The organism is Candidatus Nitrosocosmicus sp. T (assembly GCF_054408485.1).
The window spans coordinates 63,967-79,010 of sequence record NZ_CP166992.1 but is presented as its reverse complement, the minus strand read 5'-3'; the positions used below and the strand labels follow the sequence as shown (position 1 = coordinate 79,010).

The window sequence follows — 15,044 nt, the reverse complement described above, 5'->3', positions numbered from 1 at the left end:
AACTTGTCCTCTTTAAACCTATTAAACTAGTGGCAACATGTTAGAAATTTCATTAGAATATTCAGTTTTCATCATCCTAACAAAATCCTCAGCATCTGTATTATTGCCTAATGCCCACATTGCTTTAACAACAGCTGTCTCTGAACTCATATTTGAAAGTGGGATAACACCCAGATCCACAAGGTCTCTGCCTGTGTCGTAAACAGTCATCTGTACCTTACCAAATATACATTGCGAAGTCATAAAAACAAAAATGCCTGAATTTATTAGTTTTTTTAAAATAGGAAAGCAGTCTTTACTTACATGTCCAAGCCCAGTTCCTTCCAATATGATGACTTTATAATCCATCTGTAAAAAGTTCTCAAGAAATGAAGAACTAAACCCAGGATAGAATTTCAATAGAAACACTCTATCGTTAAAAGCTGTCCTTGAAGTAAAATTTTTTGAAATATTCGCACTTTCTACTCCATTGTGTAATAACTTGTTGTATTTTATGTTTGAATTCTCAATTAAGGCAAAAGGCATACCATCAAGCGATTTAAATGCATCACGTTTGCTTGTATGATTTTTTCTTACTCGGGTACCAAGATGACACGCAATCACTTCATCTGAAGTATTATGGTGCATACAAACAAAAATGCCTGAATATTTTGCATCCTTGATAAATCTTATTGCACCAACCAGATTACTGAATGCATCTGAAGATGGTCTATCAGATGATCGCTGAGAACCAACCAAAACCACAGGAATTGGGATATTCTGGAGAGCGAAGCTTAATGCAGAGGAAGTATAATGCATAGTATCCGTACCGTGAGATATAATAATTCCATCATATTGTTCATTCTTGATGGCATATGATATCCTATCAGCTAGAGCAGACCAATGATGAGGATTCATGTTTTCACTATATTCATTGAATAAGAATTCAGGATAAATGTATCCATAGTCAGAAAGTTCTGGAAAAGCAGAATACAATTCTGATGCAGTCAAAAGTGAAGTTACGCCACCTGTTCTGTAATCAATTTTACTTGCAATTGTGCCACCTGTACTAATTAGCAATATTTTTGGCAATAATTTAGAACCTTTCATTTTATCGAATAAATTATGGTCATATTTCTCATAGTTAGAATTGGCATTATTACCGAGATCTGATTTTACTATATTTTTTCTTGATAAGCTATCAACATTTTTATTAATAATTTCTAAAATATTTTCTATTTCAATTCCAATATTGTAACCGCTTTTTAATTTTAAAACGATATATTTGTCGCTAAAGGTTTCATATCGAGGTAGAATAATGCCAAAAAATTCTGCTTTTTTAGTAACTATTTTTACCTCATCACCTACATTAACTTTAAATTTGTTTAAAAATTGTTGAGAATTTCTACTATAGCTTTTATCAGAGCTATCATTGGGACCGAGATCAGTATTTCGTGTCATTTATAGAAGTATGAAAAAGGTTAGAAAATATATAGTTAGATCATGAGAGGTAAATTTTAAGAAAGTATATAGCTACTCATGGTTTCACTAATAACTTTCCGATCATCCATGGATGAAATAGACAGGTATATTCAAAAAATCCAGGTTTATTAAAAACAACAGTGAAGGAGCTGCTAAAAGAATAATCAAAGTTCTGTTCTTTATCTAAAGATAGCAATGGTCCAGAGTTAATAAATTTGTCATTTTCGTTATAAACATATACGGAATCTTTTTTTAGTTCCATTACTTTATCATCCGATGTAATCACAGTAGGAGTTAATGCTCGGGCATTTAACATCATAACAATCCGTGTTCCATTGCTAGTATTTTCTTCTAATGGTTCGCCCAGATTATTTAGTACAGGGACAAATTTTGTATTATTAGAAACGTAGAAGGGTACTCCAATCTTTTCGATATTATCTAAATCCCTTATAAAGGTAACAGTATGAGGATTTGGAACGTCGACTCCATTATACCACGTTATGCTATCTCCGGCAGTTATTTCTACATAAGCAGGGAAATACTTTGTAACGGATACAGTATTATTTCCTTCTCCCACTTTAATAGCATAGTTATCAGATTCTAGTGATGAGGTGTTATTACCGGTTGAAGAACTACTGCTATTTTTGGCATCAACCGTACCATAAACAGAATCAATATGAATAATAAAGATAAAAATGGTAAACAAGATTCCTAGATGAAAAATTTTAACAACTAGCATTGCGTAATTCCTTTTCTATTTCTTACCATAACAATATATTGTTTTTTATATTTAAGCTGAAAAAATGGTTTTTGATAAGCTAAAGTCCCCATTTTATTAAATACTATACTATTATTTTTGTGAAATTATTAATATCAGAATAAATGATATTTAGGTAAAATCATCCTGAAGTGATTTTGATTCGATTAATTCTTGAATTTCCTCATTCATTTTTAAGAATCTAATACCCTTTTCAGTAGTTCTGTATTTGCCATCGGTACCAAGAGCCAACAGATTATTTTCTAATAGTATAGGCAAATATTCCTTTATTTGAGCATATGATAGAAATGCCTTGTACATTATCTTAGTTTTTGAAATGCCTCCATTAGCGGCATTTAAGATATTAGAAATTATTTCGGTCCTATTCCGATATTTCACACAATAATATAGAAGAATGTATTATATAACTTGTATCGTTGATTATTCTATATCAATATACTATGGTCGATTAGTTGGCATACATAGGACATACTAGGGAATAACAGGATATTAATTATTGAATCGTGATTATCTATATCTATAAAGTTGACTAATAAGAAAATCAATATTTCAGAATGTGAAGCGATTATCTTTGATATAGATGGAGTATTAGTTGATGTAAACAAATCCTATAATGAAGCAATAATAAAAACAGTCGAGCTTATTTTGGTCAAGAATTTTGACATAAGTTTAAATAATTTTCCTTTTCAGGAGTTGATTTCAAAACTTCGAGATACTGGCGGATTTAATAATGATATTGATACGGCTTATTCAATAGTGCTAATAATTCTATATTGTATTGTAATAAATAAAATGAATATAGACAAGACAGTTCAAATTTTTCATAATTTATTGGAGAAATTAGATGACAAAGGCAAAGATTCTGTAGAAAAAGAGCTCGAGAAGTTCGGAAATATAACACCCATAACAAAAAAATTAAAATATCCTAGCAATGACGATATGATTTCTACTCTTTTTAATGAAATCTTTTATGGTCCAATTTTATATAAAAAGCGGTTCAATAAGGAGCCAATATATTATTTTGACAAGCCACTAATAACTAATGATATTCTAATAATAAAGGAGAATACTATGCGTCTCCTTTCACAGAAATTTAATGGAAATTTGGGATTGATATCCGGACGGAGCAAGGTTGCTTCTTATTTCACTCTAAACAGTATCATAGATTACTTTAATGAAAATGCGTGTGTATTTTTAGAGGACGAAAAGAGGGAATTTTCCAAACCTCATGCATTTTCCCTCCACAAAGTATTTGATAGTTTAAAATTAAGTAGTGCACTGTATGTCGGAGACTCCATGGCAGATCTTCTAATGGTAGAAAATTTTAGGAAGCAAACAATTGAGGATAGAATATTTTTTTGTGGAGTATATGGTGATGGTGGAAATAGCAAGGAATCAATTGATAAGAAAAGGCTACTAAAATCAAATCATGCAGATGTAATCATTAAGAATGTAAACGATTTACCAAATATATTAAATAATACAAAAAATTAAAAGCACATAGTGATTATAGAGGATCATCAACGTACGTGTGAAATGGAAAGAAGGACGAAGGAAGTAAATATCGTGACTAAAATTAATTTAGACGGAAAAGGAAATTCAAACGTTAATACAGGAATTGATTTTTTAGATCATATTGTAGTATCTTTTTCGAAACACAGTAGGATTGACATTGATTTGAAAGCTAAAAGTGAGGATGGTATTAAGCATCATCTAATAGAAGATACAGGCATCATATTAGGTCAAGCTATCAATAAGGCCCTAGACAAGAGAGAGAGCATTAATCGTTTCGGAAATGCCACAGTTCCAATGGATGAATCCGTTTCGAGCGTCGCTGTAGATCTAATAAAGAGACAATATAGTCACATCGACATGAAATTAGAAAGGGAAAAGATTGAAAGTATTTCACAAGAAGATATTATTCATTTCTTTCAATCATTTATTGGAAATATTAATTGTTGTATGCATATTATAGTACATTATGGAACAAATGATCACCATAAAATCGAGTCGGCCATAAAAGCTACCGCCGTTGCATTAAGGAATGCCATCGGGATCGATCCAGATAGTGAAGGAGGTCCTACTACCAAAGGAATGATGTAGTATATGGTGAAAATAGCAATTTTTGACTATGGAGCCGGAAATATTTTTAGTCTTCAATCATCCTTGCAAAGAAACGGAGCACAAGTATCAATTATAAATGATTTTGAAGAATCAACAGAAGTAGATGGAATAGTATTGCCTGGTGTTGGAAATTTTGATCCAGCAATTATTTCTATAAACAAATGTAAAACTGGATTCTCACAATTTATGGAAAAAAATATTCCAGTGTTGGGAATATGCTTGGGAATGGAGATGTTATTTGAGAAAAGCGAAGAGGGAAAATTAGCAGGACTGGACATAATTGAAGGAGAAGTGTTATCCCTTCCCAAAAACTTGGTAAAAATCCCTCATATAGGTTGGAATAGTTTGGAGATCACAGATAAAAAAAGTAAACTATTTGAAGGAGTACCGAATCAATCTTGGGTCTACTTTGTACATTCTTATTATACTACACCTAAGAATAGCGACATAATAACATCAAGATCGAATTACGGAGTACACATTCCTGCCTCAATAGAAATTAACAGTATTTATTGTACACAGTTTCATCCAGAAAAATCAAGTACAATTGGCGAAAAAATGATTAAAAACTTTATAAATATTTGTAAACGATCAAAATGAAAAGCATCGCAGCAATCGATCTATTAGATGGCCAAGTAGTCAGATTGGTTAATGGTAAATTAGAAAATAAGACCGTGTACGATGACAATCCATTAGAAATAGCAAAAAAATGGGAATTAGAAGGGGTTGACATGTTACACATAGTTGATCTAAATGCAGCATTGAATACAGGAAAGAGCAATAGCGAAATAATACAAAAGATCATTGATTCGGTAAATATTCCAGTACAGGTTGCAGGCGGTATCCGAACGATTAATAGTATAAATAGATTCTTAGATATAAAAAAGCCGATAAAGGTTGTAATAGGAACATTTGCTTTCAAACAGCCCGAAATAATACAAAAGATATCAAAGAAAAGACTAAATCGGATTATAATTTCTGTAGATCATAATAAAGAAAACGTAATGATCTCTGGATGGAAGGAATTTTCAGGTATAAAATTATTTGATGCGATCAGGTTTTACAAAGAGCTGGGTATTAATGAGTTCTTGTTGACAAATATTGACAAAGATGGCACTTTAGAAGGTCCAGATATAGAAACATTAATCAAAATAAATAATACCTTTAAAGATATAAAAATAGTTTCTAGCGGAGGAGTCAGCAATATCATAGATATATTAAAGTTAAGGAACGTTAATTGTTATGCAGTAATCTTAGGTAAAGCACTGTATGACGAGAAATTGAAAATAAAACATGTTCAAGAATTGATTTAATATGGCAGTGGCAAAAAGAATCATTCCCTGTCTGGATGTAAACAAAGGTAGAGTTGTAAAAGGTATTAACTTTAAGGAGCTGAAAGATGCCGGAGATCCTGTCAAATTAGCCAAACAATATAGCGACGAAGGCGCCGATGAATTAATATTTTTAGATATTACTGCTGCTGAGGAACATCGTAAAACAATGAAAGATATTGTAAAAAATGTAGCAAGTGTAATAAACATACCATTTACAGTAGGGGGCGGTATAAAGACATTAGAAGATGCACGTGATCTGCTCCTGAGTGGTGCAGACAGGGTTTCAATAAATACCGCAGCAGTAGTAGAGCCGAAATTGATTCAAGAATTGATGTGTATTTTCGGAAAACAGTGTATAGTAGTGGCCTTAGATGTAAAAAGAAACTATGATCAAGGTGGAAAAAATTTTTTTTTCAAGGATGGAAAAAAATATTGGTTTGAAATTAAGATTTTCGGTGGGAAAAAATCTACAGGAATTGATGCAATCGAATGGGCTAAAAAAGTTGAAAAGATGGGGGCAGGAGAAATACTTTTGACAAGCATAGATACAGACGGGACAGAAAATGGATACGATATTGAATTAATTAATTCGATTTGCGATAAAATAAATATTCCTGTTATAGCTTCAGGAGGATGCGGATCGGTTGATGATATATTAAAAGTATATAAAAAAACAGAGGTCGATGCAGCATTGGCAGCATCTCTGTTCCATTTTAATAAGGCAAAGCTAAAAGAGGTTAAAAAATACCTAGAGAAAAATAATATATTAGTAAGACCATAGCATTAAGAGTTAATATTGTAAAAATAAAGCAGTAACAATATTCTAGAATTTAAAGTGTATTACTTGTCAGGGAAACACTTTAACATTTAAAGTGTTTTAATGATATCAAAAGTAGAAAACTCCTTCTTATAGTCCTCATTCATAATTTTGATATCTGTCACCAGAGCATCTTTAGGTCCCGACTTACACCAACTAAGCATTTTATCAATATTAACATCCACACCCTCCATTACAGATTCTACCCGTCCATCTGACAAATTTCTAACCCAACCAACAATGCCTAGCTCCTGTGCCTTTTGTGCAGTATTTTGACGATAATATACACCCTGTACCTTTCCACTTACAAAAATATGGACTCTAGTATAATTCATCAAGTCAAAACCACATTATATCTGAATCATACTAATTAAAGTTATAGAATTAAGCCTCCTTCTTCTTCATAAAGATCCTTATAAGAGGTACCTTTTCTTATCAATTTTATATCACCCTCACAAGTTTTCATCAGAACTGGAGGTTTAGTTTGACAATGAAAGGGCATATTAAACACTAGAGAATAGGCACCCACATTATAAAACAAAATATAATCTCCAATGTTCGCATATGACAGGCCGAATAGTTTGGAGGTAGGAAAAACGTCCAAAGTATCACACAACCTTCCCACAAGATGAATATTCTTCTCCAGATACTGTTTGTTAGAATTTGAAAAATAAAGATGATTATTATTGTTTTTGTTTGATATCACTTGCTGAGGATATTCTTGTTTGAGTAAAGCAGCATCTAACAATAGATGGTATCCCGTATCTAAAACAACTATTTTATGATCATTGTATTCTTTAGTATTGACAATTTTTGAAACCATTATAGACGATTCTGCAACTAGGTATCTACCGCTTTCTATCATTAGTATAAATTTACCATGAGAGGATACTAGATTATTTAGTTTTTCTATATATACAGATGACATTTCACTTGGGGTAGGAACGGGCTCGTTATAAAATACAGGAGTCCCCCCACCAATATCTAGTGTTTTCAGTGAAAAGTTGGGGATATCTTTTTTTAGTTTATTTAATAAAGAATTTAACCTGTCTAGAGCATTAACATAACACACAAAGTCTGTAATTTGGGATCCCAGATGAAAATGAAAACCTTCAAACTCCAATAAGGGATTATCAAAAATCGATTTAGCAATAAAATAAGCTGAATCAACTTTCCCACCGTTTAAAGGAACTCCAAATTTTCCATTTTTGTAAGATGCCCGCACCTCGGCTTTAACACCTACTTCAGGATTTATACGTACCATTACTTTAGGAATAATGCCAATAATGTTAGCAGCTTGAGACAAATTAACTAATCCAAAGTAGGAACTAACGACAATTCTCGTAATTCCATAAGAAAGGACCTGTTTATACTCATCTAGTTCTTCTGTTACACTTGTGTAGATAATATTTTCAGGACTAATGTTTAATTCCCTTATAAAAAACAATTCACCAAGAGAGGTAGAATCAAAAGTAATACGGTCTTTCATGAATGTTCTAAGAATAGATGGATTAAAATTAGCTTTAATTGAATAAGCAATCTTTACCTGACCATGAAATTTTTCATAAGCTCTGTTAAGTTCTAAAACTTTATTATGCAGAGCCTCTTCGTTTACTAGATATAAAGGAGTCCCATATTTTTCAACCAACTGGCTAATTTCTTCGTCTGTAAAAAAACGATTTATCTTAGATAACGTTACTTTGTTTTGAATAATCTGCAGTACATTTTCAACCATTCCTTTTGTGAAAGTTATTCAAAGAGATTATACTTAAAAACATTGCCCCTAAAAATTATTTCTATTTTAATAATTATATTAAATAATTTATAATAATTTTTATGCTATATTGATAAAAAATATAAGAATAAGATTTTTTTCAAGTAATAAAGAAATTGAAAAATGGGAGAAAATAGAAAAATTACCTATAATAAGGTACTGTAAGTTTTTCACCAGACTTGCTATCTCTCTGAGTTTTTATCTTTTTAACAGCATCTTCGAAATGCTTCATAGTAACATGTGCCTCCGTTGCGTGTTTTGCAGCGTCTTCAGGATTACTATATTTTTGAAGATACTCATGTAACACAAGTGAAACCGCCGTATTTGCAACTGCAGATACATCAGCTCCGCTAAATCCATCAGTAAGTTCAGCGATTCTATCAAAATCAACGATGTCAGAAATAGGTTTTTCTAATGAATGAATCTCCAATATTTTCTTTCTTGTAGTCTTATCAGGTAAAGGCACATATACTATCTTGTCAAACCTACCGGGTCTCAACAATGCAGGATCGATCATGTCCGATCGATTAGTTGCGGCAATAATAACTACACTGTTTAATTGTTGAATTCCATCTAATTCGGTTAATAGTTGCGAAACGACTCTTTCAGTTACCATGCTATCGCCACCCAGTCCTCTTACCGGTGCAATAGAATCTATTTCATCAAAGAAAACAACACATGGTGCGGCCTGTCTTGCACGTCGGAAAATTTCCCGAACCCCTCTTTCAGACTCGCCAACCCATTTTGACAATAATTCTGGTCCTTTCACACTGATGAAATTGGCTTCGGATTCTGTAGCAACTGCCTTGGCAAGCATTGTTTTTCCGGTACCAGATGGACCGTGCATCAGGATTCCTTTGGGATTAGAGTGACCCAGTTTGGTATAAAGGTCAGGATACCTTAATGGCCATTCCACTGCTTCTTGTAGTTCTCGTTTAACTTCATCTAATCCACCTATATCATTCCACTCAACATCAGGAGATTCTAGATAAACTTCTCTCATGGCAGAAGGCATTACTTCTTTAAGGGCATTTTCAAAGTCAGACATGGTAACAATCAATTTATTCAATACTTCAGGATTTATTTTCTCATCTTCCAAGTTAAGTTCGGGTAACAATCGTCGAAGACATTTCATTGCAGCTTCCTTACAGAGATATTCCAAATCTGCACCAACAAAACCATGACTTACAGATGCTATCTTTTCTTGATTTACATCTGATTCTAAAGGCATATTTCTTGTATGAATTTGTAGAATTTCCAATCTACCACGCTTATCAGGGACTTTGATTTCAATCTCCCGGTCAAATCGACCAGGTCTTCTTAGAGCTGGATCGATAGCATTGGGTCTATTTGTGGCAGCAATAACTATAACTTTACCTCTTGCTTCTAATCCATCCATCAAAGATAATAACTGAGATACAACTCTTCGTTCAACTTCTCCCGTTACTTCTTCTCTCTTTGGAGTTATAGAGTCTATTTCATCAATGAACATTATAGAAGGAGCCTTTTCCTTGGTTTCTTTAAATATCTCACGCAGTCTTGCTTCAGATTCACCGTAGAATTTGCTCATTATTTCTGGACCAGAGATACTTACGAAATGTGCATTACTCTCATTGGCCACTGCTTTTGCCAACAAGGTTTTACCGGTACCTGGAGGTCCATACAACAACACTCCCTTTGGTGCCTCTATACCCAGTTTTTCAAATATTTCGGGATGTCGTAATGGCAGTTCTATCATTTCACGAACTTTTTGGGCTTCTTCTTTTAAGCCACCAATATCTTCGTATGTTACTTGTGGTACTCCACGGAGAGTTTCTCCACGTTCAGCTATATGAAATACAGTTTTTTGAGTAACTAAAACGGCATCAACACCGGGGCCAGGTGTGACACCAATGACTTGAAATGTAAGTCTACCGCCAAAATATGGTACCATCACATTGTCACCTTTGATTAATGGTACACTTTCAAGAGCATCAGCTAAATATCGTTCATCAATTGGAGGAATAGCTTCTAATGGTGCAACAATGACTTTTTCTGCAGGAACAGCTTTAATCTTTCTAACAATTACAGTGTCTCCAATAGCTACACCCGCATTATTCCTAACCAGACCATCAACTCTGATTATACCCTTACCTTCGTCCGAAGGATATAGAGGTAAGCATTTTGCAACTGTTTTACGTTTACCTCTAATTTCCACGACATCACCTGTAGACGCGCTTAAAGCATCCATAGAATCATAATCAATTCTAGCAACACCACGGCCAACATCTCGTGTATAAGCTTCAAGCACTTTTAGTGATATGGTGTTTTGGCTCATAATTATATAACGACGCAACTCTTTATAACTTTATTATCAACTACTAGGCTAATTTCTTAGATATCTTTAGTTAGGAAATTTCAAATTAATGTGTCTGATTCCATTATAATAGAAATTATGTCATACTATCAAAATTTCTAAAAATATCAAGAGTAAATTTAATAGCGGGCTTTTTAGAACAATAAATTAGATTTAATTGGGAAAGAGGACATTAGTAAGAAGAAGAGGGAAAGGAGGAAAACAATTTAGAGCAATCATAACTGGAAAAATAGCTCCCACTAAATATCCTAATTTTGAGATTAATGAAGTTCATCATGGCATTGTAATGGATTTGGTACATGAAAGAGGAAGAGATGCACCAGTTGCTAAAATTAAATTTGATGACAATAATTATTCATATATTCCGGCACCAGAAGGCACAACAGTCGGAAGCAAAATTGAGATAGGAAACGGAGCACAACCTTTGTCTAAAAATATTCTAGACTTAGGATCTATACCAGATGGAACACTTGTTTGCAATATTGAAAAAAACATTGGTGACGGTGGAAAATTGATAAAGGCAGCAGGATCATCAGCTATAGTTTTTTCACATTCTGTAGATAGTGTAAAGGTGAAGTTTCCATCGGGAATGATCCTAGATATGAATCCTAAATGTCGTGCAATGATTGGAATTGTTGCAGGAGGTGGAAAATCAGAAAAACCGTTCCTTAAAGCAGGTAATAAAGCAAAATTTATGCAATCCAGAGGAAGATTATATCCAGTAGTAAGAGGAATTGCTCAAGCAGCAGTTTATCACCCACATGGTGGAGGAAGACATCAACACATAGGTCATCCATCATCTGTTGCAAGGAACACCCCGCCTGGTGCCAAAGTAGGTAATATTGCACCCAGGAAGACAGGAAGAGCAAGAGTTAAAAGGAGACAATAAATTAAGAAATCAAAAAATTTATTGTAATGTATGACATCTCAAAAATACTTGGTGAAATGGAATTTGCTCTAAACACCAACCACTTTTTGAGATTAACTGCTTTGGAGGATTTGCATAAAAATGAAAAAGGTGATCCCTTCAAAATTTTGATTGGTACTATACTTTCATCTAGAACAAGAGACGAGAATACTACACATGCACTTATAAAACTATTTAATAAATACAAAGGAGTAAAAGAGATTTCTAAAGCGAATATAGACGATATTAAAGAGGAGATATCATCCGTCGGTTTTTACAATATTAAGGCAAGTAGAATAAAAGAAGTTGCAAATATTATAGAAAGTAAATTTCATGGACAAGTACCAGATAATGCAGAAGAACTGTTGAAACTACCAGGAGTAGGAAGAAAAACTGCAAATTGCGTACTAGTGTATGCCTTCCAAAAATCTGCTATACCTGTAGATACTCATGTGCATAGAATTTGCAATAGACTAGGAATAGTAAATACAAAAAGTCCAGAAGAAACAGAAGAAGAGTTGTATATGTCAGTTGCCAAAAAACATTGGATTAGGCTAAATTCTGTATTTGTGAGATATGGCCAAAATATTTGCCTGCCGCTAAAACCAAAATGTAATTACTGTAATTTAAGACATATTTGTAAATATTATAAAGAAAGTGAAGAAAATATAAAACCAAGCAAAAAGGCCTAAGAAAGTTCTTTGCTTGTATTTGGTTATCTATATATATTGATAACTTTAATTTCGCTTCTTCCAAATCAATAGAAATATCACAATTCCACCTACACCTACTACCATTACTAATGGCATGTAGTAAAGAATAGATTCGGACAGATTGCCACTGAGAACTTCGAATTGGATAGAACCTGCAAATGTAGAATTTGGCATCGAAGGTTCATCTTTTCCATAAACAACTATAGATCCAACATCGAATCCACTTAATCCAAGTTTATCTAATACTACTCTTTGTCCGTTAGTGACAGACAATCCTTGGACATTTGCGTGAGAGATGGTCACCAGACCGTCCGTAGACCAACCGTTTTGATCGTTTTCATACATTCGCATATATCCAGTTTCATTTGTATTCACAGATACTATGAACCTCTTTGACTGATCACCAAACATCATCAATTCGATAAATTTCTCACTAGGAGGTGCCTCCTTAATTCTTACGATGGTTTTAGAATCATTACTATTATAGTAGCTGAGATTGTTGTTTATAGTGATAAGCCAATTATTTACCTTTGGCTCATCAAAAATATATTCAACAGGATTACGCCTATCATTATTAGTATTATTAAAAGGCAAAACAAAACTTTCTGAGACATTGGTTTTGGTTGTTTGTAAATCTTGAGAACCATTAGTTAATTGAGAGAAGGAGGGATTCTGAAAAAGAACAGTTACCATAACAATATTTAAACCAAGAACTAATAAAATGTGGTAATATGATAAATTATAAGTCGAAAATTTATAATTAATTATCATACTAATTCTTCATAATGCGATTATATATTTGTAAATTTTACAAATAAATCAATCTACAAATGGTCTGGAATATGACAATATTACTTTAGAAATTTCAGGTCTCATTAGATGAGAAGGTGGTAATTCACCGGAGGAAAACATTTTTCGCATTTTAGTTCCACTTAATTCTTCTCTAAAGCTCAAATCGTGAGGACAGGTGCGTTCGTTAACATAGCATTGACATTTTTTGCAGAAATAAAAAGCTGGAAAAAAGATAGGCTCAATTTCAAGTTCTGGATAATCTTTAAAAATATCGTGAGCTGCAAATGGCGAATAATAATTACCTACACCGGCATGATCTCTGCCTATTATTATATGAGAGCATCCAAAATTTTGACGCATAATTGCATGATGAATAGCTTCCCTTGGCCCGGCATATTTCATCTCGGTATGTAAGGTAGAAAAAATGATTCTAGATTTGGGATAATAATTATCTATTAAAACTGTATAGGAATTCACTATTACATCGTCTTTAAAATCTCCAATCTTTTTTTTACCTATTAAAGGATTTATAAATAAGCCATCGTAAATGTTCAATGCAGCTTTTTGTAACATTTCATGAGCCACATGTGGAACATTTCGTGTTTGAAATGCGACTGCACTCCTCCAACCTTGATCTTCAATTTCTTTTCGAGATTCTGCAGGAGTTAAGCGAAATTTGTCTACAAATTTATTGTTGGGTTGGGTATTGACTATTTTAACCTCTCCTGCAATAAGTATATCTTGCATAGTAACAAATTTGTTGAATCCGGGATGGGATGGATCGTCAGTTTGAAAAACGGATTTAGCGCTTTCAGTTTTATCAAATTTATACAAGTCTCCTATCAGCATTACTCCAAAAATTTGACCGTTGTTACGTAAAGCAATTTGTGACGAATCTTTTACTTTTTTTGCTAACTCTTCGTTGGCATCTAAAATGATAGGTATCGTCCAAGGTAAATCGTTGGCTAGTCTCCCCTTTTTTACTACGCTAGTAAAATCTTCTTCATCCATAAATCCTTTTAATGGACTAAATACTCCAAATGAAATATTTTCTATTTCTTTTTTTAATCCGGTATCCACATCTACTGTAAATAAATCTTTGTCAATTTTAGATAGATCTATAAAATTATTTGTTAAACTACCACCATGTGGTCTAGGCATCCTTCTATGAAATAATAAAGGTTATTTCTTTCTTTTTTTTATACGCCTTATCTTAATTCGTAAGGGCTGATCCTTCACTTAACTCTTATTCCAATGTAGCCCGCATTCTTTATGTAAATCATTTTCCCACCACCATCTACCAGCTCTTAGGTCTTCACCTGCTGCTATTGCACGTGTGCATGGGGCACAACCTATACTTGGATATCCCTTATCGTGTAATTTATTATATGGTATGTTATACTTTTTTATGTAATTCCAAACCATGTCATTAGTCCAGTCTACGATTGGATTAATTTTGATAATGTTGTTATTTGATTCATCAATTTCAACTTTTTTTGCACTAGATCTAGTAAAAGTCTGCTCACGTCTTAATCCGGTTATCCAAGCATCCAGATCCTTTAACATTCTTCTTAAAGGATGGACTTTACGGATTTCACAACACAATTTCCTTTCTTGAACGCTGTTGTACATTAGATTTACTCCATTTTCTGTCACCATTTTCTCTACTTCCATAAAGTCTGGAAACATAGTTTCAATAGATATAGAGTACTTTTTTCTTATTTTGTCCATTACATCATAAGTTTCTGGATTAAGTCTACCTGTATCCAAAGTAAAAACTCGAGCATTGTCACCATGAATATTATATATCAAATCAATTATTACCATGTCTTCTGCACCAAAACTGGATGCAAAAGCTATTTTTGGAGAAAAGGTCTTGATTGACAAAGATAAGATATCTTTTGCAGTTTCTGCTTCATACTTAGCTGGATTTGCAGAATAAAGTTTCATAAATTCAATTTTCTTATCATCGGTGATGGACATATTCT

At 33.2% G+C, this 15,044-nt stretch carries 16 protein-coding genes; 7 read left to right on the top strand and 9 right to left on the bottom strand.

Annotated features, from left to right (window positions below; genetic code table 11):
* Window positions 1-21 precede the first annotated feature (21 nt).
* The 3 genes from gatD to AB0A59_RS00425 form a co-directional block, all read right to left on the bottom strand.
* Window positions 22-1,440 (bottom strand): Glu-tRNA(Gln) amidotransferase subunit GatD, encoded by a 1,419-nt coding sequence (gatD, locus tag AB0A59_RS00435; RefSeq protein WP_458745511.1) that lies wholly within the window; start codon window positions 1,438-1,440, stop codon window positions 22-24.
* A 76-nt stretch (window positions 1,441-1,516) separates the two neighbouring features.
* On the bottom strand, window positions 1,517-2,200 hold the full coding sequence (locus AB0A59_RS00430; RefSeq protein WP_458745509.1) for a hypothetical protein: 684 nt from the start codon (window positions 2,198-2,200) through the stop codon (window positions 1,517-1,519).
* Between the two features lie 150 nt (window positions 2,201-2,350).
* The gene (locus AB0A59_RS00425; RefSeq protein ID WP_144734365.1) at window positions 2,351-2,617 is read right to left on the bottom strand and encodes a winged helix-turn-helix domain-containing protein; all 267 of its coding nucleotides are present in this window, start codon (window positions 2,615-2,617) and stop codon (window positions 2,351-2,353) included.
* Between the two features lie 147 nt (window positions 2,618-2,764).
* Between AB0A59_RS00425 and AB0A59_RS00420 the strand changes: the two genes are divergently transcribed.
* From AB0A59_RS00420 to hisF, 5 genes are all read left to right on the top strand, one after another.
* Window positions 2,765-3,733 (top strand): HAD-IA family hydrolase, encoded by a 969-nt coding sequence (locus AB0A59_RS00420; RefSeq protein ID WP_458745507.1) that lies wholly within the window; start codon window positions 2,765-2,767, stop codon window positions 3,731-3,733.
* Window positions 3,734-3,805: 72 nt separating this feature from the next.
* Window positions 3,806-4,342 carry an imidazoleglycerol-phosphate dehydratase gene (locus tag AB0A59_RS00415; RefSeq protein ID WP_458745506.1) on the top strand — a complete coding sequence of 179 codons (537 nt, stop codon included), beginning with the start codon at window positions 3,806-3,808 and terminating at the stop codon, window positions 4,340-4,342.
* Window positions 4,343-4,345: 3 nt separating this feature from the next.
* Complete coding sequence (hisH, locus tag AB0A59_RS00410; RefSeq protein ID WP_458745505.1) at window positions 4,346-4,963, top strand: imidazole glycerol phosphate synthase subunit HisH; 618 nt, start codon at window positions 4,346-4,348, stop codon at window positions 4,961-4,963.
* Window positions 4,960-5,676: a 1-(5-phosphoribosyl)-5-[(5-phosphoribosylamino)methylideneamino]imidazole-4-carboxamide isomerase gene (gene hisA / locus AB0A59_RS00405; RefSeq protein ID WP_458745503.1), complete on the top strand. Its 717-nt coding sequence runs from the start codon at window positions 4,960-4,962 to the stop codon at window positions 5,674-5,676. Before hisH ends, hisA begins: the two co-directional genes overlap by 4 nt.
* Window position 5,677: 1 nt before the next feature.
* Window positions 5,678-6,478, top strand: coding sequence for an imidazole glycerol phosphate synthase subunit HisF (hisF, locus tag AB0A59_RS00400; RefSeq protein WP_458745501.1), 801 nt, complete (start codon window positions 5,678-5,680; stop codon window positions 6,476-6,478).
* 86 nt (window positions 6,479-6,564) lie between these two features.
* On the opposite strand, the gene AB0A59_RS00395 is transcribed toward hisF, so the two are convergent.
* The 3 genes from AB0A59_RS00395 to AB0A59_RS00385 form a co-directional block, all read right to left on the bottom strand.
* On the bottom strand, window positions 6,565-6,849 hold the full coding sequence (locus tag AB0A59_RS00395; RefSeq protein WP_458745499.1) for an acylphosphatase: 285 nt from the start codon (window positions 6,847-6,849) through the stop codon (window positions 6,565-6,567).
* A gap of 41 nt (window positions 6,850-6,890) precedes the next feature.
* The gene (locus tag AB0A59_RS00390; protein ID WP_458745497.1) at window positions 6,891-8,249 is read right to left on the bottom strand and encodes a diaminopimelate decarboxylase family protein; all 1,359 of its coding nucleotides are present in this window, start codon (window positions 8,247-8,249) and stop codon (window positions 6,891-6,893) included.
* 181 nt (window positions 8,250-8,430) lie between these two features.
* Window positions 8,431-10,605, bottom strand: a complete 2,175-nt coding sequence (locus tag AB0A59_RS00385; RefSeq protein ID WP_458745495.1) for a CDC48 family AAA ATPase — start codon at window positions 10,603-10,605, stop codon at window positions 8,431-8,433.
* Window positions 10,606-10,801: 196 nt separating this feature from the next.
* Between AB0A59_RS00385 and AB0A59_RS00380 the strand changes: the two genes are divergently transcribed.
* A complete protein-coding gene (locus AB0A59_RS00380) occupies window positions 10,802-11,533 on the top strand; it encodes a 50S ribosomal protein L2 (RefSeq protein WP_458745494.1) in 732 nt (243 codons plus the stop codon).
* A 56-nt stretch (window positions 11,534-11,589) separates the two neighbouring features.
* Window positions 11,590-12,243: an endonuclease III domain-containing protein gene (locus tag AB0A59_RS00375; protein WP_458747633.1), complete on the top strand. Its 654-nt coding sequence runs from the start codon at window positions 11,590-11,592 to the stop codon at window positions 12,241-12,243.
* Window positions 12,244-12,288: 45 nt separating this feature from the next.
* Here the strand turns inward: AB0A59_RS00375 and AB0A59_RS00370 are convergent, their stop codons facing one another.
* The 3 genes from AB0A59_RS00370 to AB0A59_RS00360 form a co-directional block, all read right to left on the bottom strand.
* Window positions 12,289-12,957, bottom strand: coding sequence for a hypothetical protein (locus tag AB0A59_RS00370; RefSeq protein WP_458745492.1), 669 nt, complete (start codon window positions 12,955-12,957; stop codon window positions 12,289-12,291).
* Window positions 12,958-13,083: 126 nt separating this feature from the next.
* Window positions 13,084-14,217 (bottom strand): sulfate adenylyltransferase, encoded by a 1,134-nt coding sequence (sat, locus tag AB0A59_RS00365; protein ID WP_458745490.1) that lies wholly within the window; start codon window positions 14,215-14,217, stop codon window positions 13,084-13,086.
* 78 nt (window positions 14,218-14,295) lie between these two features.
* Window positions 14,296-15,039 carry a phosphoadenylyl-sulfate reductase gene (locus AB0A59_RS00360; protein ID WP_458745488.1) on the bottom strand — a complete coding sequence of 248 codons (744 nt, stop codon included), beginning with the start codon at window positions 15,037-15,039 and terminating at the stop codon, window positions 14,296-14,298.
* Window positions 15,040-15,044: the final 5 nt, after the last annotated feature.